Source organism: Citrobacter sp. LST-B2 (assembly GCF_057983045.1).
In genome coordinates this window covers 4,493,177-4,518,345 of record NZ_CP192598.1, presented here as the reverse complement: position 1 = coordinate 4,518,345, position 25,169 = coordinate 4,493,177, and the positions used below count along the sequence as shown (strand labels likewise).

The 25,169-nt window shown below is 50.8% G+C and carries 28 protein-coding genes; 27 read left to right on the top strand and 1 reads right to left on the bottom strand.

All coding sequences use genetic code 11. From position 1 onward, the window contains the following. Nucleotide 1: 1 nt before the first annotated feature. The 27 genes from ACQ0PY_RS21810 to ACQ0PY_RS21680 all read left to right on the top strand — a co-directional run bounded on the left by ACQ0PY_RS21810 (nt 2) and on the right by ACQ0PY_RS21680 (nt 24,789). Nucleotides 2-481, top strand: coding sequence for a lytic transglycosylase domain-containing protein (locus tag ACQ0PY_RS21810; RefSeq protein WP_032676569.1), 480 nt, complete (start codon nt 2-4; stop codon nt 479-481). Continuing rightward, complete coding sequence (locus tag ACQ0PY_RS21805) at nt 478-1,146, top strand: prepilin peptidase (protein ID WP_032676571.1); 669 nt, start codon at nt 478-480, stop codon at nt 1,144-1,146. Before ACQ0PY_RS21810 ends, ACQ0PY_RS21805 begins: the two co-directional genes overlap by 4 nt. Next, complete coding sequence (gene pilV, locus ACQ0PY_RS21800) at nt 1,146-2,504, top strand: shufflon system plasmid conjugative transfer pilus tip adhesin PilV (RefSeq protein WP_077254510.1); 1,359 nt, start codon at nt 1,146-1,148, stop codon at nt 2,502-2,504. Before ACQ0PY_RS21805 ends, pilV begins: the two co-directional genes overlap by 1 nt. A gap of 1,165 nt (nt 2,505-3,669) precedes the next feature. Continuing rightward, a complete protein-coding gene (locus ACQ0PY_RS21795) occupies nt 3,670-4,791 on the top strand; it encodes a site-specific integrase (RefSeq protein WP_032676573.1) in 1,122 nt (373 codons plus the stop codon). Nucleotides 4,792-4,997: 206 nt separating this feature from the next. Next, the gene (locus ACQ0PY_RS21790; RefSeq protein WP_032676574.1) at nt 4,998-5,864 is read left to right on the top strand and encodes a hypothetical protein; all 867 of its coding nucleotides are present in this window, start codon (nt 4,998-5,000) and stop codon (nt 5,862-5,864) included. A gap of 24 nt (nt 5,865-5,888) precedes the next feature. Beyond that, on the top strand, nt 5,889-6,602 hold the full coding sequence (locus tag ACQ0PY_RS21785) for a TIGR03759 family integrating conjugative element protein (RefSeq protein ID WP_032676698.1): 714 nt from the start codon (nt 5,889-5,891) through the stop codon (nt 6,600-6,602). Continuing rightward, on the top strand, nt 6,581-7,204 hold the full coding sequence (locus ACQ0PY_RS21780) for a transglycosylase SLT domain-containing protein (RefSeq protein ID WP_032676575.1): 624 nt from the start codon (nt 6,581-6,583) through the stop codon (nt 7,202-7,204). The genes ACQ0PY_RS21785 and ACQ0PY_RS21780 overlap by 22 nt, the downstream gene beginning before the upstream one ends. Beyond that, nucleotides 7,201-7,731 carry an integrating conjugative element protein gene (locus ACQ0PY_RS21775; RefSeq protein WP_032676576.1) on the top strand — a complete coding sequence of 177 codons (531 nt, stop codon included), beginning with the start codon at nt 7,201-7,203 and terminating at the stop codon, nt 7,729-7,731. Before ACQ0PY_RS21780 ends, ACQ0PY_RS21775 begins: the two co-directional genes overlap by 4 nt. After that, entirely contained in the window at nt 7,728-8,276 is a 549-nt protein-coding gene (locus tag ACQ0PY_RS21770) for a restriction endonuclease (RefSeq protein WP_032676577.1), read from the top strand. The genes ACQ0PY_RS21775 and ACQ0PY_RS21770 overlap by 4 nt, the downstream gene beginning before the upstream one ends. A gap of 229 nt (nt 8,277-8,505) precedes the next feature. Beyond that, nucleotides 8,506-10,617 (top strand): type IV conjugative transfer system coupling protein TraD, encoded by a 2,112-nt coding sequence (gene traD / locus ACQ0PY_RS21765; RefSeq protein WP_032676579.1) that lies wholly within the window; start codon nt 8,506-8,508, stop codon nt 10,615-10,617. Next, the gene (locus ACQ0PY_RS21760) at nt 10,604-11,365 is read left to right on the top strand and encodes a TIGR03747 family integrating conjugative element membrane protein (protein WP_024132198.1); all 762 of its coding nucleotides are present in this window, start codon (nt 10,604-10,606) and stop codon (nt 11,363-11,365) included. Before traD ends, ACQ0PY_RS21760 begins: the two co-directional genes overlap by 14 nt. Nucleotides 11,366-11,557: 192 nt before the next feature. Then, nucleotides 11,558-11,875, top strand: a complete 318-nt coding sequence (locus ACQ0PY_RS21755; protein WP_001216596.1) for an integrative conjugative element protein, RAQPRD family — start codon at nt 11,558-11,560, stop codon at nt 11,873-11,875. After that, the gene (locus ACQ0PY_RS21750; protein WP_001251235.1) at nt 11,866-12,111 is read left to right on the top strand and encodes a TIGR03758 family integrating conjugative element protein; all 246 of its coding nucleotides are present in this window, start codon (nt 11,866-11,868) and stop codon (nt 12,109-12,111) included. The genes ACQ0PY_RS21755 and ACQ0PY_RS21750 overlap by 10 nt, the downstream gene beginning before the upstream one ends. A gap of 12 nt (nt 12,112-12,123) precedes the next feature. Continuing rightward, on the top strand, nt 12,124-12,489 hold the full coding sequence (locus ACQ0PY_RS21745; protein ID WP_000673116.1) for a TIGR03745 family integrating conjugative element membrane protein: 366 nt from the start codon (nt 12,124-12,126) through the stop codon (nt 12,487-12,489). 9 nt (nt 12,490-12,498) lie between these two features. Beyond that, nucleotides 12,499-12,879 (top strand): TIGR03750 family conjugal transfer protein, encoded by a 381-nt coding sequence (locus ACQ0PY_RS21740; protein ID WP_000268263.1) that lies wholly within the window; start codon nt 12,499-12,501, stop codon nt 12,877-12,879. Continuing rightward, nucleotides 12,876-13,535, top strand: a complete 660-nt coding sequence (locus ACQ0PY_RS21735; RefSeq protein ID WP_032676581.1) for a PFL_4703 family integrating conjugative element protein — start codon at nt 12,876-12,878, stop codon at nt 13,533-13,535. Before ACQ0PY_RS21740 ends, ACQ0PY_RS21735 begins: the two co-directional genes overlap by 4 nt. Beyond that, nucleotides 13,532-14,431 (top strand): TIGR03749 family integrating conjugative element protein, encoded by a 900-nt coding sequence (locus ACQ0PY_RS21730; RefSeq protein WP_032676582.1) that lies wholly within the window; start codon nt 13,532-13,534, stop codon nt 14,429-14,431. The genes ACQ0PY_RS21735 and ACQ0PY_RS21730 overlap by 4 nt, the downstream gene beginning before the upstream one ends. Further along, a complete protein-coding gene (locus tag ACQ0PY_RS21725; protein ID WP_032676583.1) occupies nt 14,428-15,954 on the top strand; it encodes a TIGR03752 family integrating conjugative element protein in 1,527 nt (508 codons plus the stop codon). Before ACQ0PY_RS21730 ends, ACQ0PY_RS21725 begins: the two co-directional genes overlap by 4 nt. Nucleotides 15,955-15,965: 11 nt before the next feature. Beyond that, the gene (locus ACQ0PY_RS21720) at nt 15,966-16,229 is read left to right on the top strand and encodes a DUF7446 family protein (RefSeq protein ID WP_305955352.1); all 264 of its coding nucleotides are present in this window, start codon (nt 15,966-15,968) and stop codon (nt 16,227-16,229) included. After that, nucleotides 16,213-16,629 (top strand): TIGR03751 family conjugal transfer lipoprotein, encoded by a 417-nt coding sequence (locus ACQ0PY_RS21715; RefSeq protein ID WP_000926982.1) that lies wholly within the window; start codon nt 16,213-16,215, stop codon nt 16,627-16,629. Before ACQ0PY_RS21720 ends, ACQ0PY_RS21715 begins: the two co-directional genes overlap by 17 nt. Then, nucleotides 16,629-19,445, top strand: a complete 2,817-nt coding sequence (locus ACQ0PY_RS21710; protein WP_032676587.1) for a conjugative transfer ATPase — start codon at nt 16,629-16,631, stop codon at nt 19,443-19,445. The genes ACQ0PY_RS21715 and ACQ0PY_RS21710 overlap by 1 nt, the downstream gene beginning before the upstream one ends. After that, on the top strand, nt 19,442-19,849 hold the full coding sequence (locus tag ACQ0PY_RS21705) for a hypothetical protein (protein WP_032676588.1): 408 nt from the start codon (nt 19,442-19,444) through the stop codon (nt 19,847-19,849). The genes ACQ0PY_RS21710 and ACQ0PY_RS21705 overlap by 4 nt, the downstream gene beginning before the upstream one ends. Before the next feature lie 266 nt (nt 19,850-20,115). Further along, nucleotides 20,116-20,523: a TIGR03757 family integrating conjugative element protein gene (locus ACQ0PY_RS21700; RefSeq protein ID WP_032676590.1), complete on the top strand. Its 408-nt coding sequence runs from the start codon at nt 20,116-20,118 to the stop codon at nt 20,521-20,523. Then, the gene (locus ACQ0PY_RS21695) at nt 20,520-21,491 is read left to right on the top strand and encodes a TIGR03756 family integrating conjugative element protein (protein ID WP_032676591.1); all 972 of its coding nucleotides are present in this window, start codon (nt 20,520-20,522) and stop codon (nt 21,489-21,491) included. Before ACQ0PY_RS21700 ends, ACQ0PY_RS21695 begins: the two co-directional genes overlap by 4 nt. An 11-nt stretch (nt 21,492-21,502) precedes the next feature. Further along, a complete protein-coding gene (locus ACQ0PY_RS21690) occupies nt 21,503-22,897 on the top strand; it encodes an integrating conjugative element protein (protein WP_000709002.1) in 1,395 nt (464 codons plus the stop codon). 1 nt (nt 22,898) lies between these two features. Continuing rightward, nucleotides 22,899-23,237 (top strand): hypothetical protein, encoded by a 339-nt coding sequence (locus tag ACQ0PY_RS21685; RefSeq protein WP_032676594.1) that lies wholly within the window; start codon nt 22,899-22,901, stop codon nt 23,235-23,237. 10 nt (nt 23,238-23,247) lie between these two features. Next, nucleotides 23,248-24,789, top strand: coding sequence for a conjugal transfer protein TraG N-terminal domain-containing protein (locus ACQ0PY_RS21680; RefSeq protein WP_032676595.1), 1,542 nt, complete (start codon nt 23,248-23,250; stop codon nt 24,787-24,789). Nucleotides 24,790-24,849: 60 nt separating this feature from the next. Here ACQ0PY_RS21680 and ACQ0PY_RS21675 read toward each other — a convergent pair whose 3' ends face one another. After that, nucleotides 24,850-25,140, bottom strand: coding sequence for a hypothetical protein (locus ACQ0PY_RS21675; protein ID WP_032676597.1), 291 nt, complete (start codon nt 25,138-25,140; stop codon nt 24,850-24,852). Between the last annotated feature and the right edge of the window lie 29 nt (nt 25,141-25,169).

The following is a 25,169-nucleotide window of genomic DNA, read 5'->3' as shown; positions in this document are numbered from 1 at the left end:
CATGCTGCGCCTGTCCGCTTTTCTGCTGCTGATTTTGGTTTGCCCACGGGTGGATGCATTCTGCTTTGAATCGGCGGGCGCTAAATACCACATTGACCCGCTACTGGTTAAGGCAATAGCCATAGGTGAAAGCAGCCTGCGACCGGATGTCACAAATATTAATCGTGACAAAAAGACCGGGCAGGCACTCAGTACCGATTATGGACTGATGCAGGTTAATTCATCGCATATCGCTTCGCTGATAGCGCAGGGTTACATTCGCAGCTCACAGGACCTCCTGAACCGTCCGTGCCTCAACGTTCAGATAGGTACCTGGATACTGGCGAAGCATTTTCAGGTATGCGGCATAAGCTGGAACTGTCTTGGCTCTTATAACGCAGGTTTTCGTAAGGACCGGCACGAAACTCGCGAGTCCTATGCCAACCGGATTTATGCCATTTATCGTCGGCTTTTACTTAATGAACGGGGAATAAAACTGTGACACTGCTGACGCTGAGTATGCCCTGGGCAACTGTCATTATCATTTTTCCTCTATGCCTCAGCTTATTCAGTTTTATGAGGAGCCTGGTTCGTCTCAGCCTGATGATATTGGATGATGATCAGGAATGGTTTGCTGTTTTTTTCGCCCCTGCATCCACCGGCTTCATCTGGCTTTACGCTACAGCGGCAACTGGCATGATGCTGTCCCCTGTGCCGCTACTGGAGCGACTGATGTCTCTGTTGTTCTGCCTCTTTCTTTTCAGGTTGACGCTTACCGATGCGTTCACAGGATTTCTGCCTCGAGAATTGACGATAAGGTGTCTTATTGCCGGTCTTGTTTCCGCTCTTATCGCTCCCGGCTTTATAGGGCACTTCCTCACAGCTACCACTGCGCTGGTGATTTTTGGCGTCTGGCGTTATGTCACCTTTAGGATTCATGCCCGTGAGTGTCTGGGGCTTGGCGATGTCTGGTTGGCCGGTGCTATTGCGGCCTGGTTGGGAGGGCGAGAGGGGCTTAATGCTCTGCTGATCGGCGTGGTGCTCTTTGTGCTCTGGCAGATATCTGTTCGTCGCATAACTGAAGGAGGGCCGATGGGACCCTGGCTGTGCGCCGGCGCGATTTCTGTGACCCTGTTTAAATTGTATCAACCGCTTATTACATGGTGATGCCTGTGTTCACATATAAAACGACTGACCGGGGCTGGGCTATCCTCAGCACTGGTGCTTCATTGATTATTCTCCTGGTGGTCAGCGTCTGGGGCTTTACCCTTATCAGTGACTGGATGCAAAAACGGACCTGGCTGAATACCGCGTCACAGGTATCTCGCTTTACACAAGCTGTGAAGAGCTACACTGGCCGTTATTACGATACTTTGCTTTCAAGTGCCACCACCACGACCCCGGTTACGGTTACACCCGCTATGCTGAAAAACACCGGATTTCTGGAGCAGGGGTTCAGCGAGACGACAGTAGACGGACAGGCTTATCTGGCTGCTGTTGTTCGTAATGCCACTAATACAGATCAGCTGCAGGCACTGGTTTACACTCAAAACGGCGCGGCACTGCCTTTTCTCGCACTGCGCCAGATATCAATGGATATCACCTCGGGTATGGGCGGCTATATATGGACATCAGGTACTGCTACCGGCGCTATGGGCAGCTGGACTATTCCTCTTTCACAGTTTGGGATAAGTACAACTCAGGGACATATTGCGGCTTTACTGACCACAGATGAACTGGGCGCTGCTCGCGGTGAAAATGATCGCCTTTATCGTTTTTCGGTAACCGGCAAGCCAGACCTCAACACGATGCATACCAGTATTGATATGGGAGGTAACAATCTTAATAACGCAGGCACGATTAATGCCGTAACGGGTAATTTCAGTGGCGATGTGGCGGCCACTGGAAATATAACTGCGAATGGAACTGTTACAGGACAGAATGTTACTGCCGGTTCAAACGTCACCGCAGGAAATACAATAACGGCTAACAACGACATACGTTCAAATAATGGCTGGTTCATAACTCGAGGGAGTAAGGGATGGCTAAATGAAACGTATGGCGGCGGTTTTTATATGTCAGATAATGACTGGGTTCGAGTCATAAATAATAAGAATATTTACACAAGCGGTCAGGTTCGTGGCGGAAGTGTGCGGGCTGATGGAAGACTTTCTACAGGAGAAGTTTTGCAGCTCGACGGAGTCAATACTGCTGGCGCAGTTTGTTCACCAAACGGCCTTGTAAGCCGCGACGCCACTGGAGCCATACTTTCCTGTCAATCCGGTGTGTGGAAATCTCAAGATTCTGGTCATTACACTGATGTCGCAATGTGGGAAACCACCTCAACAAAAGGAGTTACATATCAGGTCCCAGGTGTTCATAAATACTGCTTTATTTCTGGATTAATGTCGGCAGGTGACAATGGTACATGCCGTGTATATCCGTCCGGTTCTTCGTGGTGGCTTGACCTGATCGGTTACAACGGAAGCAGCACTCAAAGATGTTGGGTAAGCTGTATCGATTGAACTGTCAATCCGGTGTGTGGCAAGGAAATGAAATTTCTACTGTTTACCCAGGATTTATTGACTATGGATCACATGTAGAAATGTTCGGAACCATATACGGTATTGGCGACGATAGCTGTGTCAACAGCGGATTTCCGGTACTGGTAAGCCAGGTTCTATCGCTTACAGGAAGTGTATCTGATCTTAGTTCTCTGGCTAATGCTGGAGTAACCTCTGCTTACTTTACAGTCATAAATGGAAGCCAATTTCGCGTTTGCGTAAAAAACAAAGATTCAAGCCGCAGCAACAACATTGCGTGGCGTGCATTAGCAATTAAATAAACCTGTCAATCCGGTGTGTGGACAGCCGCATCAAAAATCAAAATGCAAACCGTTTTTGGCGAAACCACCTGCGCCAACAAAGCGGTTGCATCTGCTTATTGTCCGTCAGGTACAGTGGCAATAGGTGGTTCTTATGCTTTAAAAAGTTGGTCTGATGGTTCCAACCATAACTCACCCGACTCAATGGTTCTTGATCCTGTAAATGACCGGTTTTACATCGTTTTACCGAACAATTCGAAAGGTGCAGCGTGCTTCCAGGCTATAGCAAACTGCGCCACTAATTAGACGCCAAATCAGTTGTCAGAAACAGACGGCAACGCAATTCGCTTGCCCATTACCAACCTTTGGAGCCGACAAGGTCCATGTGCCATTTGAGTTTCTTACCAAAACGCAGGCACGGTAATTGTTGTAATCGAATCGTGTCTGAGACAATGCACAATATTTATGTTGCCCAATATTACGTGATTGACCGGAGCCGATATCAGGAGAGAAGAACAAATCACCGATTTCAGCATTGTTTTTCCACACACCGGATTGACAGTCAAATTCCGGCACCAGGTAGATTTAAGCAAGTGACAGTGATTGTCCCTCCTGATTCGTAATCACCCCATCGCGTATTGGTAACAAACCAGCGATTTGAACTATCTGCATATACCTTCTGAAATCCACCAAAAGGTGAACCATTTAAGTTCGTCCATGAGCAATAAGCATGGATTCCAATATCACTGTTAGTGACATTTTTCCCCACATCGAAAGCCTGTATCGAGAACTTGTTTTGGGATGATTTCCACGCACCGGATTGACAGTAGTATGTGATATATTTCTAATCTTTTTAGGAATATGCGATGCAACTCAGACAGCGAATTAAGAAAATGGAGCTGGGTGTAGCTCTTGATAAATATTACGGTTGTGCATCTGTGCAAAAGCGGGGCCATCTGCAGGAGTTTTATCGGATAAATGTTATAAAGCGTTCAGCTCTTGCCAGGCGATACATGCATGAGATTACTTCGGTTGATATTGCAGAATACCGTGATCAGCGACTCTCTGAAGTAAGTGGTAAAACGGGGCGAACTAATAGCCCTGCAAGTGTCCGACTTGAACTTGCGTTGCTATCTGCCCTTTATAACCTTGCTCGAATTGAATGGGGAACATGTACTCATAACCCTGTTGAGCATGTACGAAAACCACCGGCCTCCAAAGGGCGAACCCGAAGATTGACATCTCAGGAGGAGCGAAAGATTGGCAGGGCGCTGGCAAAACGAAATATCGAGTTGGCAGCCATTTTTCATTTGGCCCTTGAAACGGCTATGCGTCAGGGGGAGATCCTCTCACTTCGCTGGGAGAATATCGACCTGCACATTGGCATCGCTCATTTGCCTCTCACTAAAAATGGGAGCGTAAGGGATGTTCCGTTGTCTTTTAAAGCCAGAAAGGTATTAAGAGAGTATTCCGGCCCTCTATCCGGACCTGTTTTCAGTTATACATCCAATGGGTTTAAAAGCGCCTGGCGAGAAGTTATACAGGCTTTAGGCATTGTCGATTTGCATTTTCATGATCTACGACACGAAGCTATAAGCCGTCTCTTTGAGCTCGGAACACTGAATGTTATGGAAATTGCAGCGATATCAGGACACAAGAGCCTGACGATGCTAAAACGCTATACCCACCTTCGTGCGACGCAGCTGGTTAGTAAACTCGATATACGTAAACGACAGGCGCAGAAACTGGCGGCGATCTTTGTTCCGTATCCTGCTGAACTTGAGAGCAGCAATAACGGTATTGTTTTACGCTTCCCTGATCTTGAACATCCTTCACTTGAAGCGCAAACAAAGGAAGACGTTATCCAGAAAGCCTCTTTTGAGCTTCTCAGAATTCAGGCTCTTGCTGCTCGTTCTGGAGAACGACTCCCCCCACCAGGCAATATCAAAGCCAATGACCCAACTCGTGTGCTTATTAATCCGCTCTGAAATTCTGTGAACCCCTGGATTCAAACACATCATAAACAAGGACGTTTTTGGCTGCGCTGTTATGAAAGTGGCCTTTCCAGATGATCCCCTCCGACCTGGTTTCCCCGCCGAAAAAAACTTCAGAAATGGCAGATGAGTTAATCATCGCCATAGAATGACGTTTTTTGCACCTTATGGCTGTTCTGCGCAGCTATAAGGATTTTGAAATGTCAGTCAGTCAAGTCGTCCCGGAAGAAGTTATACCTGAAAATCCAGAGGTTACTTCTTCGAAAGTTGTGCCTGCTGAGCCAGAGGCTCGCCGGTTGGTTCCCATTAACCTGAAAAAAATAGTCCGGATTGGAGGTCTGGGATTCCTCATTGTTTCTCTTGTTGGTTCTGTGGCCACGATTGTGATCATGGCACAGCAAATCTCTGATCTGAGTATTCGGGTGAACTCCCTGGATGCCGCTTTTCGCAGCGGTCAGATGAGCCAGTTGTCTGGTTCGGTTACTTCGCTCGAAGCTCAAAGCCGGAAACACGAGAAGCAGCTCGAGTCTGTCTCATCAGGGCTTGAATCAGTACAAAACCAGTTAGCTGATTTCCAGGAGGAACATTCAAAATTAACAGGAAGCATTAACAAACTTTCCTCAGAAGCCCTGGCGCGGCGTACCGCGATAGACGAACACTCTGAACGTATTGATGACATTAACTCACGGTTGTCACAGGTTGAATCGCGAGTTGCCGGGCTGAGCAAAGCTGAAAGCAACACTTCTCAGAAAGAATCGAAGCAGAACCAGCAACCAGTCACTAAGAGCAAAACATCTTCAAAATCCGGGACAGGCCAGATCGTAAAAAAGCCTGAGCGGTCAGTCAGGCGCGCAGCTGTTGAAGCACCGTTTGTACTGACCGGCATTGAGCGGCGCGGCGGGCAGATGTTCGCAGTCGTCATCCCCCGTGGAAATTCCCAAATATCAGATATGCGGTTGCTTTCACCGGGAGACGGGATGCTGGGGTGGACGCTTCGTTCTATCCAGGACAGTGGTACCGCTGTTTTCAGCGTGAACGGTGCCCAACAGAGTTTACAGGTTCAATAAGAGACCAGACATATGAAGCATCAGATGAGAAGAATTTTGATGGCAGGTGTACTTTCCTTGCCGCTGTGTGTGGCGGCATCAACAGTTACCACTCAATCGAATCAGAGTCAGCAAACATCCCTGCAGGCATCATCAGCAAACCAGGTTCAGACGCAGCAACAGGGTCAACAATGGGGGCTTTCAGATGAGGACTGGAGTCGCTATCAGTCGTTGATGAAAGGAGCCAGAGGCATTATGTCCCCTGGTCTTGATCCTCTCACTGCCCTGGGCGTCGAGACAGATAATTCATCTGAGCGCCGTCGGCTGGCTGAATTGTGGGTAAAACACGAATACGCCCGTACCGAGAAAGAACTCGCATTTCAACGAGAAATAAACACTGCCTGGCTTCGTCTTTATCCTGAAACATTGGCCGTGAATATGGGGAATGCCGCGGGTATCGCTCATGACACACAAGGAAGACTGGCGTTATTTGTCAAAGAGTCATGTTCACGCTGTGATGCTCGGCTTGCTGCTGTTATCGCCGACAACAGACCGGTAGATATTTACCTTGTCGGAAATGACGTGAGCGACGAAAAAATCAGATCATGGGCAATAAGCCATGGCATACCAGTCGAAAAAGTGCGTAATCGGCAAATTACCCTAAATCATGATCGCGGTTTGTGGCAGCGCTATGGGCAAGGTCAGATGCCAGTTATTTTGCAGCAGGGAGAAGAGGGATGGCAAATTGCCGCATTCTGAAACTGGCTTGCTGTTTATGGTTTGTCAGCACTGGTTGCCTGGCGGTCGTGAATGTAAATAGCAGTGTTCAGGTAGTTCCGCAGGCTTATCGGGTCATTGCTGCTGCCGAGCGCGTTCCGGCAGAATCGCTTTACTCGCTGGCGATGGCCGAAAGCACCCGTAAAACCGCATGGGGGTCTAAACCATGGCCCTGGACTATTAATGTAGCAGGGAAAGGATACCACTTTGAAACCCGCGAGGAGGCCTTTGCGGCACTTCTTGGATTTATGCAGCGCTACCCTCTCAAGCGTATCGATGTCGGTGTAGCCCAGGTCAATCTTGGGTGGAACGGGCATCTTTTCCCATCCTTTCGTGATGCTTTTGATCCCTACACAAATCTTCGTGCAGCGGCCCGAATTCTCCGTGCCTGCTATGACGCTCAGCCTGGAAGCTGGATTAAAGCTGCTGGCTGTTATCACCACCCGGCCGGTGGTAAGCCGGCAGCAAAATATATGGCTATCGTACGCCGCAAGCTAAGTCAGATCGCACCTGATATTAAGGTCCCTGAAGGGGGGCCGGTTGCTCTGGCCAGTCACTCATTAACCTGGGTTGAACCTCAATGAAAAAAAATATCGATAAATATTTCAATGGCATCTTTTGTGTATCACTGCTTACAGCAGCGTTTAGTTGTTTTGCTTCGCTGACAGTGGTCGGGGATCTGGGCGGGGAGTCAACCAGACCATTATTCGAGGCGATTAATTCAGGTGAGGAGTCGCATTTGTCCGATGTTTCTTCCTTGCCTGAACCACCGTCATCGCTGTCTATTTCCGATATGTTGCCCGTTAATACACCGGAAATGACACCCGGAAAGGTGACGTCTCGCCCTCTGCAGTTACCCGGTTTGCCCCCTGTTTTTGTGATTGGCGATGATGATATTTCCCGAGCCTGGCTGCGGCAGCGTGGTGCTGAACTGAAAGGGATGGGCGCCACAGGAATGGTAGTGAATGTTACGACTGAAAGTGCGCTCAACACGCTTAGAGGACTCTTGCCAGGTACTGAGATGGTCCCTGTTCGCGGCGGTGATTTGGCACAGCGATTGAAACTGACGCATTACCCTGTCCTGATTACCGCTGATGGATTAGCGCAATGACCACAGTGGTTTTCATATTATTGGCTTTCATTTCACTCACAGCTTTTTGGCTGCGGTGTAATACAAGAAGTGCCCGTGTCCGCAGACATCAGCGTAATCGACAGACGGCTAACAGGGTGTTGCTAAAACTGCCTGAGCTGAAAGCGGGGCAGCAGGTTTTATATTTACGGAAGATTAATCCCTATGTTTTCGAGGAGATGATTCTGACCGCCATAGAGCGGCGAGGAATACCGGTCAGGCGTAATCCGAGTTACAGCGGTGATGGTGGTATTGATGGTCAGTTCTGGATTGGTCAGGAAAGGTGGCTTGTCCAGGCTAAACGATTTGCCAGTGCTGTTCGTCCTGAACATGTCCGCCAGTTTGGTGAGTTAGTCCGACAAGAAAAATGCAGAGGTCTGTTTGTACACACAGGACGAACAGGTTTTATCAGTTTTAAGTATTTCAGTGATTACCCGGAAATTTTGCTCATAAGCGGGTCTTCCCTTTTGCTACTGCTGTCTGGTGAATCCGTTGAACATGTTCTCCGGCCATTAAAAAAGAGGTAATACAGATGAATTTTTCCACATCAACATTACCGTTTATTGGTTCGGTGTGGCTTTTGGTTTCTTTCCGGATTTTCATATTCCGGTCTGTATTGATTTCTTTGCTGATGTTTGGGTTATTTCTTTTCTTTTATTTATTTCTAGCCGTATTCCGCAAGGCCACAGATTCTGCTCATTTATTCCTCAAACTCAATGATAAAACTTTTGCTCTGTTCCAGGGGAGGGCTTTTATATGAGCGACAAGTACGTGATGGAATCCCTCCTTCGCCCGGCGGTTGAACTGTATTCCGCTGCGGCGGCGGGTAGCGCAACCTTTATTTGCCTTACGGCCCCTTGGGCTGTCGCGCTCGCACCATCGGTCAGTTGGGTGACCGCCGCGGGGTTTGGTGTACTGGCGCTGAAGCGTACATCTGAGGGGATGAAAATACTCCGTTACCGCCAAAACATTCGCCGTTTGCCCCGATATGTACTGACCAGCGAGCAGATCCCCGTCAGCCAGCGGCACTTGTTCCTTGGCAAGGGCTTCCAGTGGTCTCCCCGCCATACGCAGCGTCTTCTGGAAGCGAGGCGTCCGGAGTGTGAGGTCTACGTACAACCTTCTGTTATTTATCGCCTGGCACGCGATCTGGAAAAAAAGATGGAGTACAGCTTGCCGTGGTTGTGCAGGCTGACACGAACTGATTCGGCGCTCAACCCGTTTCGCCCGTTGCCTCCTGTAGGAGGAAGCCCCATTTACCATGGTGTGGAACTGGATGAAACTACGGTCACCTATGATCTCGGAGAACGTGTAGGGCATACACTGGTTATCGGCACCACACGAGTCGGTAAAACCCGGCTTGCTGAGTTACTTATCACACAGGATATTCGCCGTAAAAACGCTGCAGGCGAGCATGAAGTTGTCATCGTGTTTGACCCGAAAGGAGATGCCGATCTGTTGAGGCGAATGTATGCCGAGGCACACCGTGCTGGTCGTCAGGATAACTTCTGGGTGTTCCACCTCGGATGGCCAGATATAAGCGCTCGCTACAATGCCGTTGGACGGTTCAGCCGTATCTCGGAAGTAGCATCACGTGTTGCAGGACAGCTCTCCGGAGAGGGCAATTCTGCTGCATTTCGGGAATTTGCTTGGCGATTTGTCAATATTATTACCCGTGCGCTGGTCGCACTTGGCCAGCGTCCTGATTACGGTCTCATACTGCGTTACGTGACAAACATAGGTGAACTGTACGAAACCTATGTTGAGAATATGCTGAGTGAAAAGGCACCACAGTTGCTGAGTACAGTCGAAGCGCTGTTAGGTAGCGGTATAAGCGAGAAGGATCTGCCGCGTCACATGCAGGGCAGGCCTAATGGCATGAATATCTGGGCTATTGAGCAGGTACTGGCCAGCGAAGAAGGAAAAAAACTGTGGGACCCGGTGCTGGATGGGCTACGTAGCGCTGTGCAATATGATCGAACGTATTTCGACAAAATTGTTGCGTCACTGCTGCCGCTGCTTGAAAAGCTTACAACTGGTAAAACGGCCGCATTGCTGGCACCTGACTATACGGACCTGAACGATCCGAGACCGATCCTGGACTGGCATAACATTATAAAATCGCGCGGCGTGGTTTATATCGGCCTCGATGCACTATCCGACCCTGTTGTCGCAGCAGCAGTCGGCAACAGCATGTTCGCTGATCTCGTTTCCGAAGGTGGACACATCTATAAATTCGGTCTCGGTGATGAGGATGGCAGAAAAAGTTCGAAAGTGGCGATAAATCTTCACTGTGACGAGTTTAACGAGTTAATGGGTGATGAGTTTATTCCTCTCATCAACAAAGGGGGTGGTGCGGGCTTCCAGGTGACTGCATATACGCAGACTCTTTCGGACATCGAGGCCCGTATAGGCAGCAGTGCTAAAGCGAATCAGGTAGTGGGGAACTTCAACTCATTGATAATGCTCCGTGTGCGTGAAAAAAACACTGCCATGCTCCTGACCGACCAATTACCGGAAGTTGACGTCTACCAGAAAACCCTTACATCGGGTGTCACTGACGTATCCCGGCCGGGAGAGGGTACTGATTTTAACAGTAACGTTCAGGACCAGGTCAGTCTGGTTAAAGTCCCGATGCTCAACCCTTCAGACGTTATCAACCTGCCGAAAGGGCAGGCATTTGCCCTGCTTGAAGGAGGGCGCCTGTGGAAAATCAGGATGCCGTTGCCGGCTGATAACGACGATCCTTACATGCCCGCGAGCCTGAAGCAGCTGGCTGACAACATGGAGCAGAATTACCGAACTGGAGAATCCTGGTGGACAGGCGGTGATGCGGCATATTCGGGGGGGCAAAATGTCTCAGCATGACAGAGATACTGCCAATCGCAGTTCGCCATCCCGACAGAAACAATCCGGACCATTCGGCATGTTGCTCTGGGATTTGCCTGTCAGTTTAATTGGCATTCTGCTGGGGTCGCTTCTGGTTAGCCTGCTGATCGAATATGCCTGCATTGCCATACTCTGGCCTGACGAAGGTGCTTCACACAGCTACCGGGTGATGGTTGCAGAAAGCCACTGGTTGTCGGAAGGGTACACGCGGAGTTTACTGATGGCAGCGCCGGTTGAGACGATTTCGCGGTGGGTACATACCGCCTGGAACTGGTTGTTTGTCGATAGCGGATTCAGCCATTGGCTTCAATCATTCAGGGAAACTGGTCAGAAGGGGACTGGAGTTATCCCAACGATAAACCGGTTCGGTGACTCACTAATCGGCTGGCTTGGGGAGTACCTGCAAGCTACGCTCTGGGTAACTCTGATTTTCTTCATCAGGGTGATGATCCTTTTTCTGAGTCTGCCGCTGTTCGGCCTGGTGATTATCACCGGCATAGTTGAAGGGCTGGTCCGTCGAGATTTGCGTCGTTACGGAGCTGGATATGAATCGAGCTTTGTCTACCATCACGCCAAACGTTTTATTAAACCCGCACTTTACGGCCCCTGCATGTTGTATCTGGCCTGGCCGACTGCTGTCTGGCCAAATCTCCTGTTGCTGCCATCAGCATTATTACTTGGCGGTGTTCTGGCCATCGTCACGGCGTCCTTTAAAAAATACCTATAGCCCAGGAAGTAGCTGTTTCGGGAATTCCCCGGAGCCCGCTCGATGTCGCGGGCTTTTTTTTTGAAGGTCCATCTGTATTAACCAGCTCACTTTGTGTCATTTAATTTTCTGACCTTCATAAATATTTTCCTGCTGCCAGCATGTCCTGTTTGCGTCAATCTCCCGACGACAAGTTATTAGGGAGAGTCGCAAATGCGTCACACCACAATCATCCTGGCAATGTTATTGCCCGTTCTGCCGGTGCTGACCTGCCAGGCGTCAGAAAAAGATGAGCTGGCACTCGTGATGCGCCAGCTGGATCAGGTTCAGGCTGGCCTTGATCGCGCCCGCGTCGTAGCCAATCAGAATCAGGACGCTCGCTTTTATTTCGACTATCAGCAGGCAACCCGTGACATCTCAACGATGAGGCAGGGCATATCCACTTATCTCGAGCCGTCGCGCGCGCAGCCAACAGCACCCTCCACTTTAGTCACCGGGCAGTACCGTGCTGAGGAGCCCTCATGGCGATGAATGGCTCTCAGCTAAATGGATGGAGTGCGGGCACCGGAAGCAGCCTCACGCCCGGGCAACTGAACCTCTTGATCCTCGGTACGCTCGCCATCGTCGTTCTCCTTTTCAGCGCATGGGCACTGGTGCAGGCCTACCGTGGCCTGGTCAGTAAATCAGTGACGTTCAGGCAGTTCAATGAGCTGCTAATTCGACTGATTGTGCTTTATCTGCTGACCCTGTTTCTGTTTTTCCACTGAAAGGATGACTCAATGAAATTCACTTTCTTCAGGCATTTTCGTTCTGCCTATTCCCGTGCGGGATATTTGTTGCTTACCGGTCTCTTAACTGCAAGTCAGGCTATGGCAGACTTGCCAGCTGTTGAACAGCCAACATCTGGAGGCGGTGGCGGAACCTACAACACCGTTATGGGCTACATCAAAATGGGGGCACTTGCGATAGGGCTTCTCGTATGTGTCGGTGCTTTTTTTGCCGTAGCGCATGCCGTGATTACCGCATTTCACGATATCCGTCGTGGTAAGGGGGAATGGACTCAGTTCCTGGTCTATCTGGTTGTCGGCATCATCCTCATCCTTTTGGTTATTTACCTCGCAACTAAAGCTTCAGATATCCTGTAAGGAGCCCATATGGCCGTCATTGATTTCCTCCCTGACAGACTGAACAACCCCCCCGTGGTCTGGAAAGGGTTCACATCCGGGGAGTTTGTGCTGGCGGCCGTCATCGGTGTTATTGCCGGTATCCCTCTGGCAATACCGTTAGCTCTGGTTCCTTTTGTCGGATGGCTGGCTTTTCCGACGTGCATGCTGCTGATGCCGCTGTTGGTTATTTTTTTTGGCGGCAACTGGATTGCCAGCTACAAGCGCGGTAAGCCAGAAAATTATATCTGGCAACGTCTGGAGGAATTGCGCTGCCGTGCACGTATGTCCCGAACCATGATTCTGGATAGCAGGGCGTGGGAACTTAAACGAACGAAACCTGTTCCGTTGATGCGCGGAGGGAAAGTATGAGTCGTTTTCGTAACGGTATAACCGCCCGCGATAATCATATTATTTCGTTACGTATCGCTTGTGTTTTGCTGGCTCTGGGGCTGTTCGTCACCAGTCTGGGATGGATGCGAGCGCCCTCGGAACTGACAATTCACAACCCACCCGACCTGCGTTCCGGCAGCACCCGAAAATGGTGGGAGGTCCCGCCATCTACGGTTTACAGTTTTGCTTTTTACATTTTTCAGCAACTGAATTCCTGGCCGAAAAATGGGGAAGCTGACTACACAGCCAAAATTGCCCAAATGAGCCCGTATTTGACGCCGTCCTGTCAGGATTTTCTCAATAAGGACGCCGAGATGCGCAAGAATAATGACGAGCTGCGCGATCGTGTACGCGTGGTATACGAAATCCCCCGTCGTGGTTACAGCAACCGCAGCGTGACCGTCATTGATGAAGATCATTGGGTGGTACGGCTGGACCTGGTAGCTGACGAATATTTCCATACCGAACCCGTTAAGCGTGCCCTGGCGCGTTATCCAATGAAAGTGGTTCGCTGGGAAGGTGACCCAGAGCGAAATCCGTTTGGACTGGCACTGGATTGCTATGACAGCGCGCCACAAAGACTTGAGGCGATCTCCTTGCCTGAGCCAGAACAAAAGTCGGGAGCATTCAATTGAAAAAATTCTCAGTGATCCTGCTGACCCTGGTACTGGTCTCAGCCGGAGCTCGTGCTGTTGAGCTTATGAAATGGGAACGGATACCGTTGCAGATTCCCCTGACTGTAGGGCAGGAGCGAATCGTTTTTGTAAACAAAAACGTGCGAGTGGGGTTTCCGCCCGCACTCAACGACAAGCTGCGTATTCAAAGCTCCGGAGGTGTAGTTTATCTCGATGCGAAAGAAGCCTTTCCGGTGACGAGACTGGAACTTCAGAACAAGGAAAACGGGGAAATACTTCTACTTGATGTTTCTGCTGCCCCCGGTAAAACCACGCGGGAACCTGTCAAAATTGTCTACGACGGAGAAGTGGCTACCGCTTCGGCGACCGATAAACAGACGGTCAGCAGTGATGGGGACAGTGCCGGCCGTCAGTCGTCGGCAGAGGCAAAGGCAGAAAGCCGGAGGCCCGCAAAACTCAATGCGCCGCTGCCCGTTGTCCTGACTCGTTATGCCGCACAGAACATTTATGGACCGTTGAGAACGGTAGAGCCCGTACCGGGAGTAAGTCCGGTTTCACTGAAGCTTCCCCCCCGGATCACCACACTTATGCCCTCTGAGTCCGTCAGCGTCACGCCGATGGCTGCCTGGAGTCTGCAGGGCAGCAGTGTAATTGCGCTGCAGGTGCGTAACCGATCAGCAGTAAAGGTCATCCTCGACCCTCGTTCGCTGCAAGGTCAGTTTACTACTGCGACTTTCCAGCACCGTTGGCTGGGGCGTGCCGGTACACCGGAAGACACGACAGTTCTATATCTGGTTACTACAGGACGTCCCGAAAGTGCCTTTATTGCTGAACAGCGTTTACCCGAATCTGAAGGAAAGGAGAGTAAGCGGAGTAACCGAGGAGCGCATAAATGAAAAAGCCTGCTTCAAACCTGCTTGTGAAAATTGCGGTTCCCGTCGTAGTGGTGGGCGCCATCATGATTGGGGTTAAATCCTGTACAGATAAAAACGATAAAAATGAAGCAGGCCAGAAAACCTCTAATGTCGCCCTTAAGGATCTGACACCAGAAGATCTCAAAGCGCTGGGTGTGGAAGGTGACACCGCGCAGGATACTTTGCGTACCCTGGTTGGTAGTTACCGTAAGGTTCAGGGGCGGCTTGACAGCCTTGAAAGCGATAATAAAACGCTTGCTGATGAAAATAAGGAGCTGAAAAAAAATAGCACCAATGTTGATCAGCAAATCAGCCAGGCTGTGGGGCAAGTTCGTTCCGAAGAGGCCCAAAAACGTGCACAACTGAGTTCTCAGGTTACTGATCTGAGCTCGCAGGTGAACCAACTTCTTGATCAACTCAAAAATGGGTCCTCCGGCTTAACGGCAGGAAATAAAGGTAACGCTGCAGGCAGCGATATTCCTGTGGGACTGGGTTATGACAATGGTCTGACCGGAGGCGCGGGAAATATATCTCAAACAGATGGAAACGGGTTGCAATGGGTTGAACCGAAAGATGGTATTGCCACGGATGCGAACGGTCGACCGGTCTCAGATAAAAACAGTAATAACGCGACTGGTTTTTCTTTTGCCACCTCCTTTGGCGCTGCAGGTGATGCAGCCAGGCAGGCTACGTCAGCAGTAAGTACAACGGTACAGAACAACATTCCCGGATCTGAAAAAAATGCCGCCCCTGTTTATACCCTTCCGGAAAACTCCACGCTTGTGGGTAGTCGGGCCATGACCGCGCTGTTGGGACGTATTCCCATTGATGGCAAGGTGACTGACCCTTACCCGTTCAAAGTGATGATCGGAAAAGACAACCTGACGGCAAATGGCATTGAATTGCCTGATGTACAGGGGGCGATCGTTTCGGGAACCGCTACGGGGGACTGGACGCTTTCCTGCGTGCGTGGCGCCATAACCAGCATCACTTTTGTTTTTACTGATGGCACTGTTCGTACGCTTCCTTCACCTGAGGGGCAAGGCAGTAATGGTGGTAATCAGAACAGCCAGGGTGGGAATAACAGCAGTATTGGCTGGTTGTCAGATGACAACGGCATTCCATGCATTTCGGGTACCCGAAAATCAAACGCTTCTACTTATCTGCCAACCATTGCCGTACTTGCAGCTGCCAGCGCAGCTGGTGATGCCGTGGCCGAAAACCAGAATACCAGCCAGACCAATGGCTATGGTGGTGTGACGTCAACGCTGACGGGGGATGCCGGTCAGGCAGTGTTGGGTAAGGCGTTATCCGGCGGTATGCGTGAGACCGTTGACTGGGTTAAAGCGCGATATGGTCAGACGTTTGACGCGATCTATGTACCGCCTGGACAAAAAGTGGCTTTACATATCACTCGTCAGCTGGCGATTGATTATGAAGAAAAAGGCCGCAAGGTGAAATATGACAATTTCAGCCTCGCTGGTAGCAGCACGGGCATGGACTGATGGGGATAAAGATGCAGAACAATAAAAACCTCGAATATCGGGTGGACTATATACCACTGGGTGGCCGTCTCTTTGCCGGTTTTGTCAGGTGTGATAATGGCAAATGGGAAGGTAGCAGGCATGAAGTCACCGAACAGGCCCTGCTCGCTGTCGGAAAGAAGCTTCTGAGCGAGGGTAATGGAATGCAGATGCAACTGCCTGATGGGCGAGTGTTTCGTCTGTCAGCTGTCATCAGTGATTCGGATGAAGCGGAGGTGCATGTTGCTCAGTTTTAATCATCTGGCCACCATTATGTTGGTCGTTGTACCGCTTGCCCTCTCGGGTTGCAGTACGTCAAAAGAGGAAATGTTGCCGCCTGGCGACAGCACCATGCTTGAATTATGGAACGATGGTGCATCGGCAACTCATGCTACCAACGAGAGCAGAACAACACTTCGCCGGCCAGTTACAGACAGCGAACGTGAGATCAATCAGCAGGTCAGTAACAGCTACAGCCGCACCCAGGAAAATGAAATTCAGCAGACGTTCCCGCGTCTGCCAAATCCTGACATGGTCATGTATGTTTTCCCGCATCTGGCTGGCGGGAACACGCCGGTTCCAGGCTACAGCACCGTCTTTCCTTTCTACAGCCAGGTACAGTATGCGTTGCCTGGTGAGCGAACGGAGGATCTCTGATGGCTTTCCCCCTATTTGGCCGACGTCGAGCGTCTCAGGATGCTCATCAGTACGGTAACGGTCCGTTTTCCGTCAGTGGGTATGAACCGCTTACCCGGGAAGGGCAACTGACTCATTCAGATGAAGCGCGTCTGTATTCCACTGCACCTTCCATTATCGATCATGTTCCATGGGGCGAGTATTTGCCAGAGCATGAATGCATTCTGCTTGACGATGGTGTATCCGTTGGGGCCGTATATGAGATTATCCCGGTGGGCACTGAAGGGCGCCCGGAAACACGTCTGGACGAGATCTGCAATATCGCTGAGAACGCCCTACAGGACAGTCTCCCTGAACTGGATGATCATCAATGGGTGGTACAGTTTTTCTGCCAGGATGACTCTGATCTCTCTACTTATATGGATACTATCAGAGGCTATGTCAGGCCAAGAGCTCAGGGAACCGCATTCACTAAAGCCTGGCTGGCTGAACAGGAGCGCCACCTTGAAAATGTGGCGGTGGAACAGGGGCTTTTTGTAGACGAGGCTGTCACAGGGGCCGCCTGGAGAGGGCAAATTCGCAGAACGCGCATGGTGGTTTACCGTTGGGTTGAGACACCGTATCGTGACCCCATGCCACCGGAGGTGCTGCTGAAACAGGTCTGCGATCGCCTGACAGCAGCTCTGAGCGGTGCCGGTATCCGGTGCGAAAAGCAGAACGGCGAGCAAATCCATAGTTGGCTGTTGCGCTGGTTCAACCCGGCGCCGGCGTGGGTCGATAAGAAAACATTGTATCGTTGCGCAAAACACTCCGATCATGCACCGGGCGATCTGCCTCTTCTGAATGATTTCAGCGAAAGCCTCTGGTTTACCCGCCCGCGAAGTGATGCCGAAAGCGGTGTGTGGTGGTTTGATGATGTGGCACATAAAGCTGTTCCGGTTGCCCGCCTGCGTACTGCACCTTCCACTGGTCATCTGACGGGGGAGGTAAAACGTGGTGATAATGTGAATGCCATTATGGATCTGCTTCCGGAAGGGACAGTTCTGGCCATGACCCTGGTGGTTCAGCCTCAGGACAAACTTGAAGAAAGTTTTGCGAGCCTGAGCCGCAATTCAATGGGGGAGAATGTTGATTCCCTGCGTGCTCGTGAAGACGCTGCTACAGCGCGTAATTTCCTGGGAAACAAACACAAACTTTACCGTGCGGCCATCACACTGCTTATCAAGGCTCAGGACAAGGAAACACTCGATAAACGGTATCTTGATCTCAGCAGTAAATTACTGAACTGTGGGATGGAACCGATAAATCCAGAACACGATATTGGCCCTCTCAGCAGTTATATGCGTGCGTTACCCATGTGCTTTAACCCTCAAATGGATAAACACAACTGGTACACGCGCCTTATGTTTGTACAGCATTTTGCATGTCTCGCCCCTATTTATGGTCGTGACACCGGTACTGGTCACCCGGGGCTTACGTTCTGGAATCGTGGTGGTGGCCCCCTGTCCGTAGATCCACTTAATAAAAATGACCGTACCCAGAATGCGCACCTGCTGCTTTTCGGGCCGACAGGTGCCGGTAAATCTGCCACTGCGCTCGATAAACTGGCTCAGATGGTGGCAATCTACCGCCCCCGTATATTTTTGCTGGAAGCGGGTAACAGCTTCGGTCTGTTTGGAGATTACTGTAATTCGCTGGGGCTCTCAGTGCACCGTGTCAGTATCAAGCCTGGTAAGGTTATTTCACTTGCTCCGTTTGGCGATTCACATCTGCTCATGCAGGCGAAACCTGAGACGCTAGTGACAAGCGAAGAGGCCCTCCCTGACATTGATGAAGATGATGAGGACAAGGACGAAGAACGTGACATTCTGGGTGAAATGGAGATTGCAGCGCGGTTGATGATCACCGGTGGTGAAGCAGCAGAAGAGGAGCGAATGACACGCGCCGACCGCGGTATGATTCGTGAGGCGATACTCATTGCGGCTCGTAAAGCGTTTGACGAAAACCGCCAGATGCTACCGGAAGATTTAATGTTCTCGCTTGAGAACATTGCCCGCGATGTCAGCATGGGAGAAGACGGCCGCGAGAAACGCACGCCAGCGCGACGTGCGCGAGCTGAAGAGATGGCAGAAGCATTACGCATGTTTACCGAAGGTTTTGAAGGGGAGTTGTTTAACCGTCCGGGCGCGCAATGGCCAGAGGCAGACGTGACTATTGTTGATTTAGGTACGCTGGCGCGTGAAGGCTATGAAGCTCAGATGGCCGTTGCTGTCATCTCGCTGCTTAATACGATTAACAACATCGCAGAAAGGGAACAGTTCAGCGATCGGGATATCATTGTGCCAATCGACGAAGCGCATATTGTAACTGCTAACCCGCTGTTGGGCCCGTATGCAACCAAAATTGTCAAAATGTGGCGTAAGCTCGGATCATGGCTGTGGTTGTTCACACAGAACCTGGAGGATTTCCCTGACACTGCGAAAAAAATGCTCAATATGGCGGAGTGGTGGATCTGCCTCGTTATGCCACCTGATGAAGTTGAACAAATAGCGCGATTTAAGACGCTCACAGAAGAGCAGAAGGCGATGCTGTTGTCCGCGACAAAACTTCCGAGAAAATACACAGAGGGAGTTATTTTGTCCCGTAAGGTACAGGCGTTGTTTCGTGCGGTCCCCCCCAGTTTGTACCTGGCGCTGGGAATGACTGAAAAAGAGGAAAAAGCCGAAAGACGGGCCATTATGAATGAATTAAATTGCCCGGAGCTTGAGGCCGCATTTCACGTTGCGCGCCGCCTCGATGAGAAACGTGGCATTGGTACTATTCAGGGGACAATATGAAAAAACTGATTATGGCGACGCCGATCGTTGTACCGGACAAGGCTTTTATTGCCTCTGTTATTTTTACCGTTCCGCCACAGGGTTCTGCCTCAGTCGGTGTGGCTGACAGTGAGTCGATTAAGCATCTGCAAGGGGAGATCGTTAAGAGACTGGAGCAGCCTGTATTGCTGTCGGTCTATCCTCACCGGGTTGGCCGGCGCAGCTGCGTTGCAGTGCACCTCAGCGACGTGCATGAGAAAACCCTGGATATCCTGATAACTGTTACCGGCAATACACTCTGGCCAGCAGAACAGGAGTACCGGTCGGGTATCCGATGGAATATCTGTGTACCCGATGCAACCGATATGCTCTGGGTTCTTAAGGAAATCGACAGGGTGACCTGTGACACCGGATGTGACTTATAACCCTCCGACCTTGCCAGACAGCGGTGTGTTTTCCGCTGTCTGGTAAGGGGGGAGGCTGCGGGTGCGGGCGGCAAAGAGCCCGCGTGTATTAAAGTTCCTGCATTTAAAAAATGACATTTCCAGCGATCTGAGATTTATGCTGACGTACAGATGATGAATTACCAGGGCAAGATTAATTATCATTTTTCACGTCAGAATTAATTACTGACCCCTCCTTAAAGAGAACGCACCCTGAATAGGTTTTTCACACTCAGGGAGTGTTTTTCATGAAAATGCCATTTTGCTGCCTGGCAGCACTGTTCCTTTCCGTCGGTGCCAGTGCCGGCACAGTGATATATACCGACTCCTCTCATGCCATAGCAGCAAATCCTGGTCCGGATGTCTCCGTTGTTGAGCTCGATGCGCCCGAACGTGCACAGGCTGACATTTTCGGTCAGTTATCTGCCGATCCCGTTCTTGCAGAACAACGTGCCCGGGCAGTGATCTCTTCCCCGAATTTCCGGCAGCAGCAACAACAACTGGCGGAAGCTTATGCGGGTGTCACTCATGCCTGGTCCCTCGGCCTGGAAAAATACCCGGCTGTGGTTTTTGATGACGTCTTTGTTGTCTACGGTACGACTGATGTCAACGAGGCGACCCGTCAGCTCGCTGCCTGGAAGGAGAAGAACCGATGAAATCTTTCTCCTTCCGCCCACGTCGACTGGCGATCGCCACATTGCTGGTTTGTTCCGGCACCATGGCCAGCGTCAATACAGCGAATCTTCTGGCCAGCGCGGCAAGTACAGACTGTATCAGCTGGCGTGTCAGTGGTATCTGCTACTGGTTATTGTGTACTCCATTTGGTTGCACGGTGAAAACCTCGGTAAAAGTGACGCATTTCATTCCGGAGGCTGTGGTATCGGCTTACCTCAATCCCGGAGATAACCCCTGGACTGAAATGGCCACAGTTAGTGACGCCGCCAGCGGTGCTGAAGGTTCCCTGCTGGAAAGTGTGACGGGCGTGAGTACGGGGGGCGGTCGTCAGGAGATGAAAGCTCCCGGGGAACGTAAGCAGAACCTGCATTTCTATTACGGCGACGCCTGGGGCCATCCAGCTACGAAAATCATTGGCGGTATGGTGCCGGGCTATTCATGCGACAGCGCTGCTACTCCTTTCATGCCCTATTTCAACAGCTCACTGGATGCTCTGGTCTGGCGAACGGGCGTCCCGGAGACCCTTTATCCCGAAGCACTCATCCCCGGGCAACGAGAAATCGGGGAAACCACATCCGGCAATATGTGGGGGAACGTTTATCCACGTAGCGGGTTTGTCACCCAGACAGACAGTTACAAATCAGCAGCGGTTGTAGTTCAGCGTGTCGCTGACGTCATTACCCGCTCCGGCCAGCTCCATGTCTACAACCCCCTTACGGGACAGAAGTCCCCGGGTTACTGGCCACCCGAGCCGGTAAAAGAAAATACCGGCACGAAAAACCACAAATGGCAGCGACTTTCGCCTCAGTTGTCCCAGACCTGTGCAGTGTTTCCCGACACCAATGGCCAGATTGCCCAGGACGGTAACTATGCCTGGGCATTGTGGCAACCGTACAGCTGCTGCAAACGTCGCGGCCAGACGTTCCTTTCCAGCACCGATTTCTCATAAAGGTTCAGAACATGAAAAAAGCAGGACTTTTACTGATTTTTGCCTCGCTGCCGGCAATGGCAGCTGATATCTCTTTGTCTTCATCGGGGGCGTCAGTTAGCGGTAACGCTATCAGCGATGGGCTCTTTTATTCTATTGGTGGTGGTTCGGTTATTTCACCCCCGCCCAGTCGTAACAATATGTCCAGGATAGGCATTAATGGTGGCCTTAGCAGTGATCTGATGTGTGGCAATTTCGACATCAAAACAACCGTTGGCAACCAGCTGAATGGTATTACCAGCGGGTTTAAGGATTTGATGGGGAATGTGATTCAGGGGGCGACCGGTGCTGTCATGAGTATGCCGGCAATGGCTATTCAGCGCGCAAACCCCGGGCTGTATGAAATGCTCACCAATGGCGTTCTGCAGGCCGGTTTGAGTTTTGATAAAGCGATGTTGAACTGTCAGAGCATGTCGAAGAAGCTGGCTGATTATACCATCGGCAATAAATGGCAGCAGGTAGCCGTCTCTGAAGAGTACAAAGATATTGTGGCCACAAGTGGTGGCGATGCGGTTTCCAGCGACCAGAAACTGCAAAAAGCAACCGGAGAGGAAGGCGTGACGTGGGTCGGTGGGCAGAAAAGGGGAGGTAAGGGGCAGCCCGCAATTCAACCCACTCGGGATCTGGCCAAAGCTGGTTATAACATGATGAATAATTTGCCAGTGACCAGTAACAGCAGCGTCGGCTCCTCGAGCTGCAATGGTACCGCATGCCAACGTTATAAATCTTCTGAAGAGGCCGCAGCGGCCGTTGTTAAAGTGCTTGGTGATCGCTCCATCAGGACTTGCCGGGAAACCAGTGAATGTACCAGTGGTGGAACCGATAACCAGCCGGGCAGTGCTGTCGCTGGTACTGGCTTTTCTCCCATCCTTGAGGATGCCACGAAAGAGAATCTGGAGCAGCTTAGTAAGCTGGTTAGTGGTGAACTGCAGCCCACCACTGATAACCTTTCCGCACTGAAAACCGGCAGTCTGGTTGTCACCCGCGGGGTAATTCAGGCATTACGTGACGATCCAGACAAAGCGGCCCTGGTTCAACGGCTTGCCGGCGAACTGGCGATGTCCGATACCGTTGAAACCGCGCTAACAATGCGCAGGATGCTCACCACCGGTGAATCCGAACCTAATGCTGCAGAGCAGCCGGAAGCTATTGCCGAGGGTGATCGCCGCATCGATGCCCTCGATCGCGAGCTGACGGCGCTGCGTAATGAGATGGAGTTACGCAAATCTATCAGCAATAACAGTCTGCTTACGGCACTGGAACGGCAGGGAACAAGGAATCAGGATAACCGTCTGCAGCAGAAAGCCGGTAACGAGGACCAGGGCTTCAGCCAGATGGGCCAGTCTCAGTCTTCCGGAGCAAACTGATATGAGACTTAACCCGCTCAGCGGCCATATTGGCCGCATTCTCCTTATGGTGCTGCTCATTCTGTTGATGACGGCCAGCATGTTTGCTATCGCAGCGGTATTTATGGCTTACGACCCTGATGGCCACATCACACGGCGCTGGTTGCATGACAGCCGATGGGGACTGTTTGCCTGGCGACTGGTTCTTTATGGCTGCCTTATTACCGCCTGGATACTGAAGGTACGCCCACAGGCATTAATCCGTTGGCCGGACGGACGTCCACGTCTTGTGCGTATGGAACTGATGGGGGTGTTGTTCCTGGTAGCCACAGAATATGTGGCCTGGACAAGCGCTGTGTAAGGAGAGGACGATGACAGCAAACAGTTTTCTGGAATATTTTCTCGTTCTCTTTGGCTGGGTAATGAACAATGCCATGTGGAGCATTCTCAGCAATACGGGACTTTTTGCATTGCCACTGGTGGTCAGGGTTCTTGGCGTCTGGCTGAAAGTGAGGGAGGAGGGGGCTGACGAGGGGAACAAAGGGCTCCTTGCCCTTCCGCGAATCGAACATGCACTGTATGTGTCTTATCTTGTGATGCTCTTTTGCTGTATTCCGCTGTTGCCGGTTGATATCAGCACAATCAAGTTCGACAGCTCGCGCGCTAAACAGTGTGGCGTCAGTGTGCCGACGCCACAGAATTCCGGCTACAAGGGACTCGTTAATGATTTTGACGGTCGTACGGCCGAGGTTCCAGTATGGTGGTATCTCCTGCATATGATGTCGAAGGGTACAACGCAGGCAATGATTGCATCAATCCCATGCGGTACGAATTTGCGGCAGATGCGTTTTGACGTTCAGAACACGAAGCTGCGTGATCCTGTGTTGCTGCAGGAGGTCCAGGAATTTGCAGATCAATGTTACTCGAGAGCATATTTCAGGTTGAAAAACAGCAACAGCCAGCTCAGTGATGCCACCATCAACTCTGTGGGCTGGATAGGTAGCAGCTACTTTCTGAATACTACCGGATATTATGACTACTACACGGCTATGACGCCACGTAGCCAGTGGCCTTACAACAGCAGCCGGGACAGTGGCTATCCAGATACTGGCGCAGGTGGATATCCAACATGTAAGACGTGGTGGTCCGATGGTACTTCCGGGCTTCGCAAAAGAGTTCTGGCCAGCTTTAGTGATAACACACGTAAGGAGATGCAACGCCAGTTCCCCGGACAGCAGTGGGAAGAAATCGCCCTACGCTGGCTTGTCAGCCCACGTAACGCAGATCTGTCCGGGGGCGGTACCACTTATGCTGTTGGCAGTAGCGATACAACCACCGGAGTAGTTGGTAATCTTACACGCCTTACCTCGTCTATTGGTCTTGGACTGAAACAGGCCGAAGCGTTACCTGGTTTTGATGCATTGAAACAGGCATTGCCAATGATTCAGGCATTATTGTTGATGATGGTAATCACGGTCATACCGGCATTACTGATGTTCAGCGCCTACGATCCGAAAACTATTTTTACTATCTCCTTCGCGTTATTCGCTCTTCAGTTCATCACGTTTTGGTGGGAGCTGGCAGGCTGGCTTGATGACAGATTGATCACCATCCTCTATGACAATATGGCTGAGCAGGGGATTGCAAACAGCTCGGTGCCTTTCGCGGCTTTCTTTAGTTCAACGGCTGATGGATGGATTATGAACCTGGTTCTGGGGATGATGTACTTGGTATTTCCCGCGTTTTGGGTAGGAATGCTTAGCTGGATTGGCGTTAATTTGGGAACAGCAATAACTACTGGATTAGAAAAAGGTGGTTCTCAACCACAGCAGGCGGGAGCCGAGGCTGGAAGAGGAGCTCAGCAGATTGTTACAGATAAAGTCGGGGGAGCTATAAAAGGAAGCTTCAAATAGTAGTATTCATTCCATAGAGGACTGCCCATAGAGGACTGCGCGATATTTGAAACGCGCAGTTCATCTATTATCAGTCCATTTCCTATCTTGATCTGCCCATTCAGCCCTTTCTTCTTCCCAACGTGCTCTCCATTCGTCATTTCGTTTTTTACGTTCGGGAGTTATGGTCAGAATATTTGCTATACCATCGAGTACGGAGGTTCCACATGCATTGGTTGCACTGGTTAGTGCAATTGGCTCAGGTTTTTTCCGCTTTAACTTGGACTCATCACAAACGATATTGCGGCGTTTTGTGGTGAAGCGCGCAAAGGTGCTGCTTAGGTCATCTTTATTGAAACCGTCTTCGCTCATGGCAACGACTCCTCATTTTGTCTTTTTGT

Bases quoted from the DNA above. Each gene is read 5' to 3' on its own strand.
- ACQ0PY_RS21725 (WP_032676583.1), top strand. From the start codon at position 14,428: ATGAAAAAGCCTGCTTCAAACCTGCTTGTGAAAATTGCGGTTCCCGTC.
- ACQ0PY_RS21755 (WP_001216596.1), top strand. From the start codon at position 11,558: ATGCGTCACACCACAATCATCCTGGCAATGTTATTGCCCGTTCTGCCG.
- ACQ0PY_RS21690 (WP_000709002.1), top strand. From the start codon at position 21,503: ATGAAAAAAGCAGGACTTTTACTGATTTTTGCCTCGCTGCCGGCAATG.
- traD (WP_032676579.1), top strand. From the start codon at position 8,506: ATGAGCGACAAGTACGTGATGGAATCCCTCCTTCGCCCGGCGGTTGAA.
- ACQ0PY_RS21685 (WP_032676594.1), top strand. From the start codon at position 22,899: ATGAGACTTAACCCGCTCAGCGGCCATATTGGCCGCATTCTCCTTATG.
- ACQ0PY_RS21715 (WP_000926982.1), top strand. From the start codon at position 16,213: ATGTTGCTCAGTTTTAATCATCTGGCCACCATTATGTTGGTCGTTGTA.
- ACQ0PY_RS21770 (WP_032676577.1), top strand. From the start codon at position 7,728: ATGACCACAGTGGTTTTCATATTATTGGCTTTCATTTCACTCACAGCT.
- ACQ0PY_RS21735 (WP_032676581.1), top strand. From the start codon at position 12,876: ATGAGTCGTTTTCGTAACGGTATAACCGCCCGCGATAATCATATTATT.
- ACQ0PY_RS21675 (WP_032676597.1), bottom strand. From the start codon at position 25,140: ATGAGCGAAGACGGTTTCAATAAAGATGACCTAAGCAGCACCTTTGCG.
- ACQ0PY_RS21760 (WP_024132198.1), top strand. From the start codon at position 10,604: ATGTCTCAGCATGACAGAGATACTGCCAATCGCAGTTCGCCATCCCGA.
- ACQ0PY_RS21790 (WP_032676574.1), top strand. From the start codon at position 4,998: ATGTCAGTCAGTCAAGTCGTCCCGGAAGAAGTTATACCTGAAAATCCA.
- ACQ0PY_RS21810 (WP_032676569.1), top strand. From the start codon at position 2: ATGCTGCGCCTGTCCGCTTTTCTGCTGCTGATTTTGGTTTGCCCACGG.
- ACQ0PY_RS21700 (WP_032676590.1), top strand. From the start codon at position 20,116: ATGAAAATGCCATTTTGCTGCCTGGCAGCACTGTTCCTTTCCGTCGGT.
- ACQ0PY_RS21705 (WP_032676588.1), top strand. From the start codon at position 19,442: ATGAAAAAACTGATTATGGCGACGCCGATCGTTGTACCGGACAAGGCT.
- ACQ0PY_RS21740 (WP_000268263.1), top strand. From the start codon at position 12,499: ATGGCCGTCATTGATTTCCTCCCTGACAGACTGAACAACCCCCCCGTG.
- ACQ0PY_RS21785 (WP_032676698.1), top strand. From the start codon at position 5,889: ATGAGAAGAATTTTGATGGCAGGTGTACTTTCCTTGCCGCTGTGTGTG.
- ACQ0PY_RS21775 (WP_032676576.1), top strand. From the start codon at position 7,201: ATGAAAAAAAATATCGATAAATATTTCAATGGCATCTTTTGTGTATCA.
- pilV (WP_077254510.1), top strand. From the start codon at position 1,146: ATGCCTGTGTTCACATATAAAACGACTGACCGGGGCTGGGCTATCCTC.
- ACQ0PY_RS21695 (WP_032676591.1), top strand. From the start codon at position 20,520: ATGAAATCTTTCTCCTTCCGCCCACGTCGACTGGCGATCGCCACATTG.
- ACQ0PY_RS21780 (WP_032676575.1), top strand. From the start codon at position 6,581: ATGGCAAATTGCCGCATTCTGAAACTGGCTTGCTGTTTATGGTTTGTC.
- ACQ0PY_RS21750 (WP_001251235.1), top strand. From the start codon at position 11,866: ATGGCGATGAATGGCTCTCAGCTAAATGGATGGAGTGCGGGCACCGGA.
- ACQ0PY_RS21795 (WP_032676573.1), top strand. From the start codon at position 3,670: ATGCAACTCAGACAGCGAATTAAGAAAATGGAGCTGGGTGTAGCTCTT.
- ACQ0PY_RS21745 (WP_000673116.1), top strand. From the start codon at position 12,124: ATGAAATTCACTTTCTTCAGGCATTTTCGTTCTGCCTATTCCCGTGCG.
- ACQ0PY_RS21710 (WP_032676587.1), top strand. From the start codon at position 16,629: ATGGCTTTCCCCCTATTTGGCCGACGTCGAGCGTCTCAGGATGCTCAT.
- ACQ0PY_RS21720 (WP_305955352.1), top strand. From the start codon at position 15,966: ATGCAGAACAATAAAAACCTCGAATATCGGGTGGACTATATACCACTG.
- ACQ0PY_RS21680 (WP_032676595.1), top strand. From the start codon at position 23,248: ATGACAGCAAACAGTTTTCTGGAATATTTTCTCGTTCTCTTTGGCTGG.